This window comes from Rossellomorea sp. H136, assembly GCF_056838065.1.
In genome coordinates, this window is record NZ_CM166371.1 from 3,694,416 (window position 1) to 3,710,164 (window position 15,749).

Sequence of the window (15,749 nt, forward strand, 5' to 3'; positions counted from 1 at the left end):
CAATTATTTCAAAAACATTTAATCCTTACAATGATTTTATTCAGCAAAAAAAGCGCGATGTTAAATAATCGCGCCCTATTCTTGAATAGTTATGGTACAACAAGTTCCACTTTAATTCTATCTGGGTCTTCAAAATAAACGGCATAATAATCATCTCCCCCAGCAAATGGATGCTGGTCAGTATAAAGAACATTAATTCCTTTATCTTTTAATTTCTTAGTCATATCATCGACGTGTTTGCGTGAATCTGCGTGAAATGCTAAATGATTTAATCCTACTCGACATCTATGGTATGGAACGTCCAGAAACCGTTCTTCTGTTTGTACAAAAACAATATATGTATCTCCTATTTTCCAACTTTGTCCACTTTCCCATTCTTGAAAAGGACTATATCCTAATTCTTCAAGAAACCAGCTCCAAAAATCAATAGACCTTTTTAAATTAGATACATATATTTCAACATGATGAATTAATCCTTTTGGCACAAAACTTTCCCCTTTATTTTACATTCCGTATTTTTCATAAGTATCCGAAGGACGACTACCAATTCCGCAATCGCGCCCGATTGCAGAATTGCCACCAATCCTTGTTTGTCATTCGAATGATGTATTGAGCTCTCGTTCCCCGTTAGAGTAATCTACTTTAGGACACAAGGTCATCTAACTGTCTGGTAAACGAGACCTATGGCTCCAGAATCAAAGGTCTTGTTTTCGATAAGTTTAAGATTGATCTTATCCTTGAGACCTTGGAATAACGGCAGCCCGCTGCCGATCAGGACGGGAGAAACCGTAATTTTATACTCATCGATTAAATTAAGCTGCATAAGGTGGTGTGCGAACCTAGGACTGCCAAGGATGACCATATCCTTGCCTTGCTGCTGTTTGAGGTTCTTGATCTCTTCCTCGACATCTTCTTTCACCAGTCTGGAATTGTTCCATTCGACTTTCTCCAGCGTCGTGGAAAAAACGATTTTGGCAGTCTTTTCAATCCACTCGGAATGATTCCGTTCATGCTCCGTAGCTGATGGGTTCGAAAGCACAGATGGCCAGTAATTGTGCATCATCTGATAAGTCCCACGTCCCCAAATGACGGTGTCGGCAGTACTCAAAATTTCTTTCGCGTGTATCTCCAAATCAGCATCGTAGGAAACCCAGCCAATGTCCATTTCACCGTTCGGCCCTTCTACAAAACCGTCAAGCGATGCGTGCAAAAATAGAACGAGTTTTCTCATTTTCAGTTCTCCTTTGTTCATGAGGGATATCTGCATTATGTACATTATAGAACACTTCGGATTGGGTTGTTTCTTATGTATTTCTAATCTTAACTGCCCATTAGCTTAATGAAAATGAAGCAGCTGCCGGATCGCAATCTGCCCCATGCTGAAACGTTAAGAAAGGTATTACCTTGTCCATTATATGCTCCTCACTAATTCTTCACTTTATATTATATCCTATCTTCAATTAAACTGCCCCTCCTCTTTAACCTAATAAACATCTCAAATATCCATAATTTCCACAATAAGTTATTCAATATAATGGCCCGTTAACTGAATAACCATCAAAAAAACATCAACTCATTTCATTCTGAAAGGGGCGATTTCTCCTACTATTCCTCTGAACAGCATATTGCTAACTTCAATACATCATATAGCCAGCCCCCTCATACGGAGCTTTCGTCATCGGGTGTAAATCGTAGGTTGCCAGCTCTTCCATTTTTTCGAAATACACTTGTGAGCAATTAGCCATCATTAAAATCATGATGGCATTTTTTTAGCTGACTGGGGATGGTCCCCATTTTACTTTTCGGATAGAGAGGAATCCATCCCCGCTCTACTGCCAAAGCAAAAAGGAGATGCAAATCCACTACAAACAGATTTACTCCCCATATGTTCCTTACTTATTTTCAACTTAATAAACTCCCTCTCATCCAAGCCCGATCCCGAAAAGGTCCGATCGGTATTTGAATCAAGGTTGTTCGGCCCTCTGAATCTAGTTCGTAAATTCCATCCGTCAACGCAGTATCAAATCCAAGAAGCGGGTGTCCGCCAAACCCGGCGGCAGACGAAGCCAAGAGCATGCGCTGTACAAGCATTCCGGCTTCCATTTGCATGATCCTGTAGCCTCTGTATCCCAAGGTGTCTTGATAGTAATCTTTGTTGCCAATTATATGAAGGCACAACGGTACTTGAAGCAAATTGACATTATCCAGGGACAGACCTGATTGAAGCTGAAGACGATAATCTCCTGTGCTGATTTCCCGTAATGAATGGCGGCCACTGTCATATACGTATGCACCATTCGGTACGCCTTCCACATTATATAAACAGCCAAAAATCGAAATACCGGATTCATTTCTGTAAGGAACTTCGTCGATGTCACTTCGAAAAGAGTAGGACTGAGTGGCTTTTTTCAATATAGTCGAAAGCCTCTGCTGACTGACCTTACCCATGACAAAATCCATTTCGGGGGAATAACGATTTTTGCAAATCTCAACAAAATCATAGGTAAAGGGCTCCATCTCCGGCAAATGGATTTCGTTTTCTCCGTTTCTAAAAGCCGGTTGTTTTCCGAGTTTCTGAAAATCGCCAGTTGAATCGATTTTAGAAGCTTCATTCGCTGCCAGTAACATAGGAAACTCTCTAATTCTTTCAGACTTTTCAAAGAGTTCCGCAGAAATAGCGGGTATCTCCCGGCATACTTCGTCAGCAGTGAATGTCCGTTCCACTCCTTTCCCGTTTCCAGCCCAATTGGTTGCAGCAACCGAAAGCGGGATGACCGTAAAGACGCTTTCCTCTTCCTCTGTCAGTCCAAGTAAACGATTGATCGCTGAGTCCAGAAATTGAACATACACCCCTGACTCGAATCCAAACCGTTTGGCCGTCTCCAACAGCTGCCCCATCAGAACCCCGGCATCCAACCCCTGCAGCCGATAGGAAAAGTTATTGTATTTAAAGAAGTTTTTCCAAAACCTTGTGGAAACAAAGGCTGTGCCAAAACACGTTGAGATTTCGCAGCGATTGCCAAGTGCCCGCTCTAAGTACGAATCGACATTCCCTTCCCGAAGTAAGACGAGGCGATGGTGGGCGACATCATAATGGTAGATTCCATCGGGCAAATCATCCAACTTTAAATAGATATATAGTTCATTTGGATACAGCGCCCCTCCTGATGGAGCAAACCGCCGATAGGAGTGGATGGGGTAAGACTCCTGATGCTGAGAGTCATCAGGATCCACTGACTGGCTTACCCCGGTGATGCCATAGACATACCAGAGAAAATGCCCGATTCTTTCTAAATTGGGTTCTGACGGCGGCTGGCTCTCGGTGAGTGACACTGGCACTTCCAGAGACAATGGCACAACCCGCAACCCCTGGTAAAACTTATAGGGAAGAGGGGCATCCTCCCAGTCCACTTCCCAGTTTGGCTGATTGGCCCGATTGATATTACATTGCAGATTGTGTAAAAATTCTTCCAGACTCATCCTCCTTACCTCCTAGTACCTTAAGGAAACGGATGCGGTTTTTGATTGAGCTGCTCATATGTCAATGGACGGTCGGCATATCCCAGTTCCGCCGGGACGTTAAGGACTCTTTCCAATCCTGTCAGACGGGTGAGATGATGCCCGAATGTCATGGGAAGCATGCCGGGAATCAAGACTTTCACGCAGTATAGTCCGTTCTGTTCCAGTTCTGGGGCGGTTTGATCAACGACAATGACATCAAGGTTCCGGTTTCGGAATCTTTCAAGAATATCCTTCAGGTCATCCGTAAGATCTTTGTGATCAGACCTCCAGTTGAATTCCTCCTGGAAACTTCGGAAAGGCCGGCTGTCATCCTGTAAAAATTTGAAACGTTCCTCGGCCTGGGGCAGTCCATACAGCATTCCGTGATCATCCATCTGCCTTACGAGGGAATCATCGTCAAGCATTTTCTCATAATTCTCCTTGTTCTTCTCCAATTTTTCATCCAGATTCAGCATCATCCCGGCGAGCTCCTGAATCGCGCTTTTTGCCGCTCTTACTGGATCCAGATGGGCACCTGCCGCGAGAATCAGATTCAACCCTTTATCCTTCCTGTTCTTGGCCATCGCAAAGACGCTTGGAATTCCGTGCTCCATGGTAGAGTTATATAAATATAGATCATACCCTGCGACCGCCCGCATCCGTTCACTCATTAACTGCAGCTCAGGGTCCTCTGCCGTAAGAGGATCAAGACGCGGCAGTTTGAGCTCTGCATACCAGGTCAAAAGGAACGAGTCCCGTTCGACCACCTCCATGATTCCGTAAAAAATCGCTTCCTCCCTGCTTCCTCCAAGTGCACAGCCATTGGACGTTTCATAAACAAAACCGGATGAGCTGCAGCCCAGACTGTAGTAGGCAAGGAGTTCAGGGACGAGAATCGGACGTTCTTCGATGAGTGAATAACCCCACACCCAGTCAATAGCCCGTTCAGGGTCAAACCTTTCAAATGGAAAACCTGGCATGGCGTACTGCTCGTCGGTGTGCACGCCGACCTTTAGGGGATTAAGAGCATGTTCCGCCAACTGTCGGTAGCTATCATGGACGACTGTCCGTTTGCCCCGGGGCTCTAAACCGCAGTGACGCTCCAATCCTTCAAGAATGGCTGTCAGCTCGCTATCTGAGTAGACTTGAGTCCGTCCAGCCGTCCCTTCATCTCCGGAGAACATCGGCATATTGACACTCGCATCTGCAAATGGCGTCACCAGGTCATACATTTTGCTGTTGAAGAGTCCGGTCCGATTATCCAGATAGTCTTTTATCAGGACGTTTTTCAGTTCATCCAGGGGAGTACAGCGGAAACTGTCGGCATGGATCTTCGGGCTGGGCTTGAGGGACACACGGGCTAACTCTGGCGAATCGTCCGGAACCCGGCTGCAATTCTGGCATAATGAGTCGGGAACAAAGGAGTGCCAGGAGCTGTTCAATGTTTTTAAGTCGGTTAAACATACTCCTCCTTGGGAGTGTGGCTTTGCACCTTCAAGGACCCGGCCAACTTCTGCTGCGATGATGTGAGTCATGTGCACTAAACCGGTATTCGAAGCCCATGGGTCTATCGTGATTCCACCGTCTTCAGCGAGTTTTTCCTGTACCTCCCGCATCTCATTCCGTTCCTTTCCTCCAAGGAGACGTCTCAAATCAGCACATTGTGAGCATCCTGGTGTGTTCGGACGAACCAGTGGGCCGATGATACCCTCTCCAAACGAAACGAAGCCTCTCAGCCATGGGATAGACGACTGCCTCATCACTTCTTCTGCCATTTGATGTACAGCCGGATTCCATGTATCATCCAAGGTCAGCACCAAATCTGTCTGTGCCGGGAACTTTTTTTCAACGTTTTCTTGCCGGAAAACGGGGTACCGGACTGAAATTTGCGCACATACAAGGTCCGCTAGCAGCCCATCCCCTACAATCACCACGAAAGAATTCATTAGGTTTCCTCCTCTCGTAGCAGCACTCCAAACACGCCTGCGAGCTCCTGTTTAAAAACGGGCTCCATATTCAGTTCATACACGACTACCTGCTTCTGATTCTTTTTCAAGGTTTCGATTGCTTCTTTCAGGGGCTGGGTCGTGTCTTCATTGGCTGGAATGGTGATCCTCTCTGCCTTTCCTTGCTCTAACGCAACAACAACCGGTTTTGCGTCGAAAGCCTCCTTATCGTTCTGAGCTTGAAAGAGCGCATGCTGCAGAGAATTCCTCAGTGCCATGGTGATCGTTAAATCGGTATTTCCATACCAGCCATTCCTTCCACGAACATAGACGACAGGAAATCCAGCTAAATCCTCCCCTACTCCAATTTCCGGCAATCCTTTCATGGTGGTCAGTGCCTGTAAATAAAATCGGCATTTTTCATCCTCAACCCTATCCAATTCAAGACGGGAAATCGTGCTGCTTTGAACCGATTCTCTTTTCCTCAGCCCATCAGTCAAACACTCACGAAGACCGCGGCCGACGCATTCTGCAAACGTCGCTCCTGCACAGGTGGCCATATATTCACCAGTCTCATGAGGAACGATCAAACTGCCCAACCTTGAAGCATATCTCTCTATCCCTCTTAGCCCGGCTTCCCGGCGTGCTTCTTCATGGGTCAATCCACTGCAGATCACCTCATCCAGCAGTTCTGCAGTGCCCTCAGACAGGACATCGACCGGCTGGACACGACATTGAGCCAATGGCAGCTGCCTCGTATCGCCTTCCTCCCATACATGAAAAATCCCCGTCTCTTTTGACGTCAGCAGAGTAAAGAGATACAGCACTTTTTCAGGGTCAGATCTTTCTGAAACCTGTTCTATCCGTGTTTCCACATCCTGAACCGCTTCAGCTGCTAAATGTCCAGTCTCCAACGGATGGGGTAAAAAGGAATGCCAGCTTCCTTCAAGCGTTTCTGTATCCAGCAGAAAGATTCGATTTCTCTGATTGGATTTTGATACTCCCGTTATCTCTTTGAATACTTCAAAGACGACCATGTTCGCAAGCATCGCTCCAGGGATCGCCGATTCGATCGAAACCTGATTTTCTTTTCGTAAGGCAGTAGTGTGGATGCGCCTCCATGCAGATTCCCATCCAGCCTCGGAATCAGGATGGATGATGGGTCCTGCGATTCCTTTCTGCCTGTGACAAATCGCCGGAATAAACAGCTTCTTATCGGTCTGGCAAATGGCATGGAGTAGCTCCAATTCCTCAAGATTTTCTTTTTGACTTACATATAAAATGGAATCGAAGGGCTTCAGGGTCTCCCGCCATCCGTCTTCACTGAATCCGACTTCCAGGAGCTCTACCTCAGGATCTGTTTTACGCGCATGTTCCACAAGTTCCAACAGCCGGCCTCTATTCGTCGGTACCTCATCGGTCAAGAGCACCTGCAGCTTAGCCATTCCAGATTCAATCAACGATGAAACGAGTGAAGTCAGAAAAGGACCAGCCCCCACTGCCAGGACATTGGCCACGCGGTAGGTTTCAAACCTTGAAGCTCCCGAACCCGCCAAACTGTCGACAAATTCGATCTGTGATGCGAATTTTTTCACTGCATGTTGGGGAAGCTGGTGTGGCAGATCCCTGCTCACGTCCCGAACAAACCCATTTTTATGCAAAACCTCTGCCATTTCCATGACCCTGTTTTTATAAGGGACAGGCAGTCCGTTCGTCAAATACTCAAGGGAGTACTCCCCATTGAACATCGGAAGCAGCTTCTCAACCCATTGATCAATTCCACTTCCTTCCATGCGGAAAGAGCATTGGTTATTCCTAAAGAAAACACCGCTGTTTGGTTCAGGGAGATAAAACGTATCCCTCTTTACTTTTAAACGCATAGAAGGGTCCAATTTTTCCATAGCGCTCCTCCTTACACCCGCTAATGTGACTATCATTATCATCGTATGAGTCTCACTTTGTCCCTTATGTATAAAAAAAGACCCCTGCACTGACTCATACAGGGATCAAGTTGAAAACGAATTTCTAAAAGCTGATTAACGGCCGCAGCGTCCACACCGGCCGCACCCGCCACATCTGCCGCATCTGCCGCCGCCACCGCATCTTCCGCAACGGAAGCATCCACCACAGCCAAAGCAACTAAAGAAGCATGCGAATCCAAAGCCGAAACAGCCTCCAAATCCAAGGAAAATTCGTTCGTCATTAGGATCATACATGTTTTGATCCCATGAAACAGGCTGCGTTGCCTGGAAATCACCTACATTCAGACTTTGAAGTTCATTGTGAAAATTATTCATCAATTTCATTACCTCCCAAAAAATTTACCCAATGTCTCTCACAATTAAGGAACAAAAACAATTGAGCTTTCCAAGAAAAATTTCTGTAATTTAGGTAAATTCACTATAAATATGAACACTCCCAAACAATTTATGTCATCTTGCTGGGTATTGTGACTGATACAAAAGCCTATTTTACAAGGGCATGATGGAAAGAAGAACACAAAAATACTGCAGTCAATGGACCGGAGTTTGATCTCGTTTAATCTCTTTCCAGGATTTATGAACCACTCAGACCCCTATTAAATTTGGTTCAACGTCAAATGTTGGGGTGAAGTGAGTTTTGCTTCACCCTTATCCAATATGCGTACCCATTCTCTTATACTTATGTGTTAATAAAATCTTTGCTCGAAAACGAAGAAAGCTTCTAAAGCCAAATGCGTTTCGTTTCATCACTTTCGTTAAGTTGTTTATGCCCTCTAAAAACCCGTTTGAATAGTTATATCGAAAGCTATTCAATATTTCATTTTGCCAATTCTTTAGTGTTTGGGCAGAACGTTGGAATTCAGGAATTCCAGCCGCATCAATCGCTTCGTAGAAGTCATATAAGGCGTTTTTTGTCTTCATGATGTTTTCTTCCCCATTCACTTTCGCTTTGTCAAACCACTGACAAAACCTCTCTTTGAGTTCATATGCCTGTTTCAGTTCAGGAGACATCTCGAGATACCTTTGAAGATACCACTGATCGCTCTCATTTAATTTATCTGACCTCTTATAAAACACATGTCGCATCTTCTTACATTTCTTCCGATCATAGTCATGCCAACTAGATTGTATCCTTCTTCTCACACCATCAAGTGCCCAATAAATATAGCGGACAAAGTGGAAGCGGTCGGCCACAGTGACGGGCTTATCAAGAGCTTGTTGTACAGCTGCCTTAAACGATTGGCTCATATCCATTACGACCACCTCCACTTGAGAACCATATCTTCTTAGGTAGTGTTTAATGGTGTTTTTATAACGATTTGGAAGGATATCGATCGGTTCTCTGGTAATCCCATTCGCGATAATGAGCTGGTATTTCCCTTCTTTTGTATCCCCTTTGTACTCATCTATGGCAATGACCTTAGGCAGTTCTTTAGCTACTTCGTTGACCGTAACTTCTGCCAATTGATCAAAGCGCCTTACCACAGTGGAAGCCGAAGTCCCATACACTTCTGCCGTTTCTTTAAAGGTCTTCCCCTTAATACTTCGGATCTTTAAAGCCTGATTAAACTCTACTGATAACCGTTGGTATCGTTCCACAAAGGAGTTTTTTTCTGCAAATCTTTTTCCACAGGGGCAAGCATAGCGTCTCTTTCTGTAGAAAAGAAGCGTATGTCTTTCAAACAACTTTAGATGTTTAATCTTTTGTATCCGGTAATCATGAACTTTCATTGTACTGGTCGCACATTCTGGACATTTGTGTGACTTAAGAGGAAGCTCTATATGTAAACAAAGTCGCTCATCCACTTCTTCCATCTTCGTGATGTTTACTTCTTCAAAACCAGGCAACATTATGATAGAATTCATTATGCACGTATCTCCAATCTTTACTTGTTTCTCGACAATTCAAGTATAAAAGACTGGGCGATTACGTGCATTTTTTGTGTCTTATAATTGTGTAAGAACCCCAACAAATATTATAGAACCTTAAATTTGAAGTTGGGGATTTTTAGAACAATTAAATAGAGGAGCCGGCATCTGCCGGCTCCTCTTAAGTCTTATCTATGATTCCTGCACACTTCTCTTAAATCCTTCATCACTTCTTCTTTCTCTTCCCATGAATAAATCGAAGCCCCTGCAGCCAGTGGATGTCCTCCGCCGTTGTATTTTTTGGCGATGGTGTTGATGACTGGTCCTTTTGAACGCAGACGGACCCTGATTTGATCACTTTCTTCAATGAAGAAGACCCACGCTTTGATTCCTTTTACGTTACCCAATGTACTGACCAGTAAAGAAGCTTCTGAAGGAATAACCTGATGCTGCTCCAGTATTTCTTTCGTCATGATCATGCTTGCACAGCCATCCTGATCCATTTCGAAGTTTTGAAGGACAAATCCGTGAAGCTTGATGACATTGGCATCGATCTCGTACATTTTATTGAATAGTTCATTACGGTCAAAATCAAAGCGGATCAATTCGCCTGCGATATCAAACGTATTCTGAGTTGTGCTCGGATAAAGGAATCTTCCCGTGTCTCCCACAATCCCGGCAAATAAAAGTCTTGCGCCCTCATCAGATAACGTCAGTCCTTTATCCTTACCGAACAAGTAGAATTCATAAATCATTTCGCTTACTGAGCTTGCGGATGTATCGATCCATAAATAATCTCCGTATGCATCTTCATTGGGGTGATGATCGATTTTCACGAGCTTATCCCCTAACTTATAACGACTGTCACAGATACGTTCTTCATTCGCCGTATCGCAAACGATGATTAATGCTCCTTCAAAAACGTTGTCTTCAATGACATCCAAACGTTTTAAATAATGAAGACTTTCATCTTCTTTCCCGACCGCATAGATCTTTTTATCCGGGAAGGACGTTTTCAGCATTTCCACCAGTCCTCCCTGGGAACCATAGGCGTCAGGATCCGGGCGAACATGTCTATGTACGATGATGGTTTCATATTGTTTGATGAGGTCCAGTATTTGTTCTTTCATGGGAATCTCCTTTGTAGTGGATTTTTTATTTGGCAATCTGTCCTGATATCTGTAAAATAGTAGCGAGAGAAGTCAACGATGGAGGACAAATATATGTATTTTCTCGCACTACTGATTGTCGTAACATTCACGTTTTATGTCTTTTATAAAATCAGACAGGTTCGAACGAATCGACCAATGGAAAAGAAATGGTTATCGGCGAAGGCAAGCATTGCCCTCGGGCTATTTGTTGCCCTGTTTGGGATCAATCAGCTGTTTTTATTCCCTGGAACGCTGACGTATTTTATCGGCGGTCTTTTCATCCTGATTGGACTTGGAAGCTGCTGGGCTGGCTTTAAACTGTATAAGCATGTGCTTCCATATGCTCAAAGAGAAGCGAAAGAACTGGATAACCAATAAATGCGACAATAGACTGGATGCTTATCCGGTCTTTTTTCCTGATTCCTCAGTCGGTGGATTGATTTATTTATTTTTTTAGGTAAAAAAAGCATCATTTTGCTCAATTATCAGGTGAAAGATGACCTTTTAAGTAGCCTATGGATGAAAATGCGGTCATTCTTCAACTTTCCTGAACCGGTTTTGGCTACTTATGACCCTCTTTCGGGATTTATGAACCGGGTTTCGTTACTTATGATCCGGAAATTCATTTTATGAACCTTTTGTCGAAAATTCTACAAGTGATCCCACTTATTCAGAAAAAACCCTAATGACGATCAATCAGCTGGCAAATCATCAGGGATTTCCCCACCAATACACCTTCACAATATACCTCTACATCCACTTTACCAAATTTTCTTCCGACGTCGAGCACTTTCGGGTGAATTTCAAGCATGCTCTCCATTTGGACAGGCTTAATGAAATAGATGGTCATGTTTTCGATGACAATATCGCCTTTTTTATAGGGCTTTAATGAACGATTGGCCGCTTCTGTCATTAATGTAGTGAATACGCCATACGAGATCGTACCAATTCCAGTGGTCATCTGAGGAGTCACCGCAAAAAGGTAGACTTCTTTATCGCCTTTTTTCTCAGCTGCTGCTTCTACTCCATTACTAATCAGATCATCAATCGTTTCCCCGACCTGTGGCTGCCTTTGAATCATTTGCAGGGCCTTTAATACGTCCTGACGGCTGATGATTCCCTGGAGCCTGTTTTGTTCATTGACGACGGGAAGTAATTCGATCCCTTCCCAGATCATGATATGGGCGGCTGAAGCAACACTTGTATTCGGGCTGACGGTGATCGGTTGTTTGGTCATGATCTTATCGATGCCCGTATATTTTTCCTGCCCCATGACGTCTTTTGATGTGACCATACCATGCACTTTCAGATTGTTATCGACCACCGGGAAACGGCTGTGGAATGTATATTGATTTTTTTCGAACCATTCCTCTAACGTATCATTTATATGCAGGTAAGCCGTGTCATCCGCTTTTGTTAAAATATCTTCTACCAATACGATTTCCTTTTTGATGAGCTGATCATAAATCGCCCTGTTGATCATGGTCGCCACTGTAAAAGTGTCGTAGGAAGTAGAAATGATCGGGAGTTCGAGCTCGTCTGCAAGCTTCTTGACATGATCTTCTGTATCGAATCCACCGGTGATCAGTACGGCAGCCCCGGCTCGTAGTGCGTGCTCGTGGGCCTGTGTCCGGTTTCCGATGATCAACAGGTTCCCTGCTTCCGTGTATCTCATCATAGCTTCAAGCTTCATCGCTCCAATGACGAACTTATTGAGCATTTTATGTAGTCCCGTTCTTCCCCCCAATACTTGTCCATCAATGATATTAACCACTTCTGCATAGGTGAGCTTTTCGATGTTATCTTTCTTCTTTTGTTCGATCCGGATCGTACCAACCCGCTCGATGGTACTGACATATCCTTTTGTTTCCGCATCTTTAATCGCCCTGTACGCGGTGCCTTCGCTCACGTTCAGCGCTTTTGCAATTTGGCGGACAGAGATTTTTTCACCGACTGGCAAGGTATCTATGTAGTCTAATATTTGTTCGTGTTTAGTAGCCAAGCTTTTCACCCTTCTTTATAACGTCCTGCTTCATATGTTTATTATAATGTGAAAAGCGTGGTGTTTCAATTTAATCGGGGCTTTCGGTGGTGAAAGCCCCAGTGATTACAAAAACTTTGTTGCTTTTGTACGAAGAGAGTGCTGGTTGATTTCCGCTCCAGGTGCTCGCTTTCCGCGGGGCGTGAGTTGAGCCTCCTCGGGCTTTGCCCTGTGGGGTCTCAACTTTCCCGCTATTCCCGCAGGAGTCGAGCACCTTCCGCTCCAATCAACTTATAGGGTTTGTTTACTTTCATACAACCATTTTAATAAAAGAGAATCAACCAAACGACCTTGATTTCATTTTTCTAACAGGCTTCACTTTCACTCTTTTACTCTTTGCCTCTCCTTTAGGCGTGTAAAGAAGGGCTGCCAGATTCCCCGCTACAACAAACGTGGCAAGTACGAGCCAGCTGATGGCAAAGGTGCCTTGAAGACCTTCTGCAAAAATGGACATGCGGGGAGCTCCATAATATATGAGGGCCCCTGTGAATAGTAAACAGAGAATGTATCGTTGTTTCACACGTTCTTCCTCCTCTCTAGGCTTGTATCATGTATATGCGAGGGAGTGGAGGATATTGTGTAAACATGAGAAAAAGGGTGATGCAAATGCACCACCCTTACCATTTTAATATTCGATAACGTCTCCAGCCTTCATGACCTGTCCTTCACAGTCCTCAAGCAAGTCGATGAATTTCTGCGGATCCTGTTTGATCGGCGGGAATGTATCATAGTGGATCGGCACGACTTTCTTCGCCTTTAAGAAGCTAGCTGCTGTAGCCGCATCTTCAGGTCCCATTGTGAAGTTATCTCCAATCGGAAGGAAAGCAAGATCAATCGGATGACGCTCCCCGATCAGCTTCATATCTGAGAATAATCCGGTATCCCCTGCATGGAAGATCGTTTTGCCTTCAATCATCAAGAGAACGCCAGCAGGCATACCCATATAAATGATTTCATCGCCGTCTGTAATCAGACCCGAGCCGTGGAACGCCTGTGTCAATTTCACTTTTCCGAAGTCAAATTCATACGCTCCCCCGACATGCATTGGATGAGTCTTCACTGATTGCCAGCTTAAGTACGTTGCCAATTCATGATTCGCAATCACTAATGAGTCGTTTTTCTTCGCAAGCTCGACGGTGTCCCCAACGTGATCGTTGTGACCGTGGGTAAGGATGATCACATCGGGCTTCTCGTCATCCACTTTTAGATCTGTCAGTTCGTTTCCATTGATGAATGGGTCGATTAGAATCGTTTTTCCGTTCGTTTCGATTTTCACTACTGAATGTCCATGATATGAAATCTTCATTTTGCATCTCCTCCATATAAACTTATCTATTATTATCTTCTTACTCTCTTATGCTACTTATATGTTATACCCCAATTTTATAAGAATAAGCGAGAAGTGGCAATTAAGTTGGTCTATACTCATATAAAACAGTAATAAAAAAAACCAAAGTCAACCCTTGGTAAATGAGATTTTCTATTTTGCAGCTGATTGATCATCCGTTTCCTTTTCCAATACATTCTCGACATAATCTTTGCCCCACTCATACATAGCCTCTAAAATCGGTAACAGTCTTTCACCATGCTCGGTAAGTGAGTATTCAACTTTAGGCGGGACTACAGGATACACTTCTCGGTGTACGATTAAATGATCTTCAAGTTCGCGCAATTGGTTTACAAGCATTCTTTGGGTAATTCCAGGCATAAGGGACTTTAATTCACCAAATCGTTTCGTTCCTTCCTTGCCTAGATGCCATAAAATTAACATTTTCCATTTACCACCGATTACTGCGAGCGTTAATTCTTTCTCACAGTTAAAACTTTTCTCTCCTAAATTTGGCATTTACGTCAACTCTCCTTTATTTCATCCAATAGTATACTTTTTATCACTATATGCGATGAAAGTGCGTACTTCAAATTTATTTACATACTGAGTATACTAAACAGCATGCTAGTGAGTAAATACATTCTCATGACAACACTTAGCATAACCAATTAAAATTTATAATAAGGAGCGAATATAAATGAAGTTACAATTAGCATTAGATCTTGTAGATATTCCAGGAGCCATTGCATTAGTAAAAGAGGTAGAAGAGTATATTGATGTTGTAGAAATTGGTACACCTGTGGTGATCAATGAAGGCCTAAAAGCAGTGAAAGAAGTAAAAGCAGCATTCCCTGACTTAACCGTATTAGCGGACTTGAAAATTATGGATGCAGCTGGATATGAAGTAAGTCAAGCCTCTGCTGCAGGTGCTGACATCATTACGATTCTTGGAACGGCAGAAGACGAGTCCATTAAAGGCGCAGTAGAAGAAGCCAGAAAACAAGGGAAACAAATCCTTGTTGATATGATTGCGGTGAAAGACGTTGCAGCCCGTGCGAAAGAATTGGACGAACTTGGTGCCGATTATATCTGTGTACACACAGGTTATGATCTGCAAGCTGTAGGAAAAAATTCCTTTGAAGATCTACACACGATCAAAAGCGTTGTGAAAAATGCCAAAACGGCAATTGCCGGTGGAATCAAATTAGAAACACTACCGGAAGTTATTATAGAACAGCCTGACCTCATCATTGTAGGTGGCGGGATTACAAGCAAAGAAGATAAACGAGCGACTGCACGTGAAATGCAGGAATTAATACACCAAGGGTAATGAAACGATGGAGTCTACTCAATATTTAGCCAAAGTCGTGGAAGAATTAAGACAAACAGTGCACTTAATCTCTGATGAAGAGGCAGAGAAATTAGTAAACCTGATACTAGAATCCAAGAAAATCTTTGTGGCTGGTGCTGGCAGATCTGGATTGATGGGGAAATCTTTTGTGATGCGAATGATGCACATGGGGATTGATGCCTATGTCGTTGGGGAAACAGTAACAGCTAACTTAGAAAAGAATGATCTATTAATCATTGGATCAGGCTCAGGAGAAACCAAAACGTTAGTGGCCATTGCTAAAAAAGCAAAAAGCTTGGGAGGTACCGTCGCAGCAATAACCATTTCTCCTGAATCAACCATTGGAGAATTAGCTGATCTGACCGTTACATTACCAGGAGTAACGAAAGACCAGTCCGAAGGTGATTACAAAACAATCCAACCAATGGGCTCTCTATTTGAGCAAACGATGTTGTTATTTTATGATGCAATCATTCTGCGCTTCATGGAGAAAAAGGGATTGGATTCTACTAAAATGTATGGGAAACATGCAAATCTCGAATAGAGTAAAAGATACAGAAAAGGCCACATTTCAGTAT

Annotated in this window: 15 protein-coding genes; 3 read left to right on the plus strand and 12 right to left on the minus strand. The window is 43.7% G+C overall.

Translation table 11 applies throughout. The features are described 5' to 3' along the window. Positions 1 to 89: 89 nt before the first annotated feature. The 8 genes from ACYH0O_RS18950 to ACYH0O_RS18985 form a co-directional block, all read right to left on the minus strand. Positions 90 to 485: a VOC family protein gene (locus ACYH0O_RS18950; protein ID WP_482629902.1), complete on the minus strand. Its 396-nt coding sequence runs from the start codon at positions 483 to 485 to the stop codon at positions 90 to 92. A gap of 170 nt (positions 486 to 655) precedes the next feature. Then, positions 656 to 1,231 (minus strand): dihydrofolate reductase family protein, encoded by a 576-nt coding sequence (locus ACYH0O_RS18955; RefSeq protein WP_482632615.1) that lies wholly within the window; start codon positions 1,229 to 1,231, stop codon positions 656 to 658. A gap of 671 nt (positions 1,232 to 1,902) precedes the next feature. Continuing rightward, the gene (locus ACYH0O_RS18960; protein ID WP_482629903.1) at positions 1,903 to 3,480 is read right to left on the minus strand and encodes a SagB family peptide dehydrogenase; all 1,578 of its coding nucleotides are present in this window, start codon (positions 3,478 to 3,480) and stop codon (positions 1,903 to 1,905) included. 20 nt (positions 3,481 to 3,500) lie between these two features. Continuing rightward, positions 3,501 to 5,447, minus strand: coding sequence for a TOMM precursor leader peptide-binding protein (locus tag ACYH0O_RS18965; RefSeq protein WP_482629904.1), 1,947 nt, complete (start codon positions 5,445 to 5,447; stop codon positions 3,501 to 3,503). Beyond that, complete coding sequence (locus tag ACYH0O_RS18970; protein ID WP_482629905.1) at positions 5,447 to 7,348, minus strand: putative thiazole-containing bacteriocin maturation protein; 1,902 nt, start codon at positions 7,346 to 7,348, stop codon at positions 5,447 to 5,449. The genes ACYH0O_RS18965 and ACYH0O_RS18970 overlap by 1 nt, the downstream gene beginning before the upstream one ends. Positions 7,349 to 7,483: 135 nt before the next feature. After that, a complete protein-coding gene (locus ACYH0O_RS18975; protein WP_482632616.1) occupies positions 7,484 to 7,744 on the minus strand; it encodes a heterocycloanthracin/sonorensin family bacteriocin in 261 nt (86 codons plus the stop codon). Between the two features lie 333 nt (positions 7,745 to 8,077). After that, complete coding sequence (locus ACYH0O_RS18980) at positions 8,078 to 9,295, minus strand: ISL3 family transposase (RefSeq protein WP_482629667.1); 1,218 nt, start codon at positions 9,293 to 9,295, stop codon at positions 8,078 to 8,080. Between the two features lie 191 nt (positions 9,296 to 9,486). After that, positions 9,487 to 10,428 carry a DHH family phosphoesterase gene (locus ACYH0O_RS18985; protein ID WP_482629906.1) on the minus strand — a complete coding sequence of 314 codons (942 nt, stop codon included), beginning with the start codon at positions 10,426 to 10,428 and terminating at the stop codon, positions 9,487 to 9,489. Between the two features lie 93 nt (positions 10,429 to 10,521). Between ACYH0O_RS18985 and ACYH0O_RS18990 the strand changes: the two genes are divergently transcribed. Further along, entirely contained in the window at positions 10,522 to 10,827 is a 306-nt protein-coding gene (locus tag ACYH0O_RS18990) for a YtpI family protein (protein WP_482629907.1), read from the plus strand. Between the two features lie 304 nt (positions 10,828 to 11,131). On the opposite strand, the gene ACYH0O_RS18995 is transcribed toward ACYH0O_RS18990, so the two are convergent. From ACYH0O_RS18995 to ACYH0O_RS19010, 4 genes are all read right to left on the minus strand, one after another. Then, positions 11,132 to 12,451, minus strand: coding sequence for a DRTGG domain-containing protein (locus ACYH0O_RS18995; RefSeq protein WP_482629908.1), 1,320 nt, complete (start codon positions 12,449 to 12,451; stop codon positions 11,132 to 11,134). Between the two features lie 316 nt (positions 12,452 to 12,767). After that, positions 12,768 to 13,010 (minus strand): hypothetical protein, encoded by a 243-nt coding sequence (locus ACYH0O_RS19000; RefSeq protein WP_482629909.1) that lies wholly within the window; start codon positions 13,008 to 13,010, stop codon positions 12,768 to 12,770. A gap of 105 nt (positions 13,011 to 13,115) precedes the next feature. Then, a complete protein-coding gene (locus tag ACYH0O_RS19005) occupies positions 13,116 to 13,796 on the minus strand; it encodes a metal-dependent hydrolase (protein ID WP_482629910.1) in 681 nt (226 codons plus the stop codon). 174 nt (positions 13,797 to 13,970) lie between these two features. Next, complete coding sequence (locus ACYH0O_RS19010) at positions 13,971 to 14,336, minus strand: winged helix-turn-helix transcriptional regulator (RefSeq protein ID WP_482629911.1); 366 nt, start codon at positions 14,334 to 14,336, stop codon at positions 13,971 to 13,973. A gap of 181 nt (positions 14,337 to 14,517) precedes the next feature. On the opposite strand from ACYH0O_RS19010, the gene hxlA reads away from it, so the two are divergent. Both hxlA and hxlB read left to right on the plus strand, forming a co-directional pair. Next, positions 14,518 to 15,150: a 3-hexulose-6-phosphate synthase gene (gene hxlA / locus ACYH0O_RS19015; RefSeq protein WP_482629912.1), complete on the plus strand. Its 633-nt coding sequence runs from the start codon at positions 14,518 to 14,520 to the stop codon at positions 15,148 to 15,150. Between the two features lie 7 nt (positions 15,151 to 15,157). Next, complete coding sequence (gene hxlB / locus ACYH0O_RS19020; protein WP_482629913.1) at positions 15,158 to 15,715, plus strand: 6-phospho-3-hexuloisomerase; 558 nt, start codon at positions 15,158 to 15,160, stop codon at positions 15,713 to 15,715. The last annotated feature ends 34 nt before the right edge of the window (positions 15,716 to 15,749 follow it).

Coding starts and splice junctions, on each gene's coding strand:
- ACYH0O_RS18955 (WP_482632615.1), bottom strand. CDS start 1,231: ATGAGAAAACTCGTTCTATTTTTGCACGCATCGCTTGACGGTTTTGTA.
- ACYH0O_RS18960 (WP_482629903.1), bottom strand. CDS start 3,480: ATGAGTCTGGAAGAATTTTTACACAATCTGCAATGTAATATCAATCGG.
- ACYH0O_RS18965 (WP_482629904.1), bottom strand. CDS start 5,447: ATGAATTCTTTCGTGGTGATTGTAGGGGATGGGCTGCTAGCGGACCTT.
- ACYH0O_RS18970 (WP_482629905.1), bottom strand. CDS start 7,348: ATGGAAAAATTGGACCCTTCTATGCGTTTAAAAGTAAAGAGGGATACG.
- ACYH0O_RS18975 (WP_482632616.1), bottom strand. CDS start 7,744: ATGAATAATTTTCACAATGAACTTCAAAGTCTGAATGTAGGTGATTTC.
- ACYH0O_RS18980 (WP_482629667.1), bottom strand. CDS start 9,295: ATGAATTCTATCATAATGTTGCCTGGTTTTGAAGAAGTAAACATCACG.
- ACYH0O_RS18985 (WP_482629906.1), bottom strand. CDS start 10,428: ATGAAAGAACAAATACTGGACCTCATCAAACAATATGAAACCATCATC.
- ACYH0O_RS18990 (WP_482629907.1), top strand. CDS start 10,522: ATGTATTTTCTCGCACTACTGATTGTCGTAACATTCACGTTTTATGTC.
- ACYH0O_RS19005 (WP_482629910.1), bottom strand. CDS start 13,796: ATGAAGATTTCATATCATGGACATTCAGTAGTGAAAATCGAAACGAAC.
- ACYH0O_RS19010 (WP_482629911.1), bottom strand. CDS start 14,336: ATGCCAAATTTAGGAGAGAAAAGTTTTAACTGTGAGAAAGAATTAACG.
- hxlA (WP_482629912.1), top strand. CDS start 14,518: ATGAAGTTACAATTAGCATTAGATCTTGTAGATATTCCAGGAGCCATT.
- hxlB (WP_482629913.1), top strand. CDS start 15,158: ATGGAGTCTACTCAATATTTAGCCAAAGTCGTGGAAGAATTAAGACAA.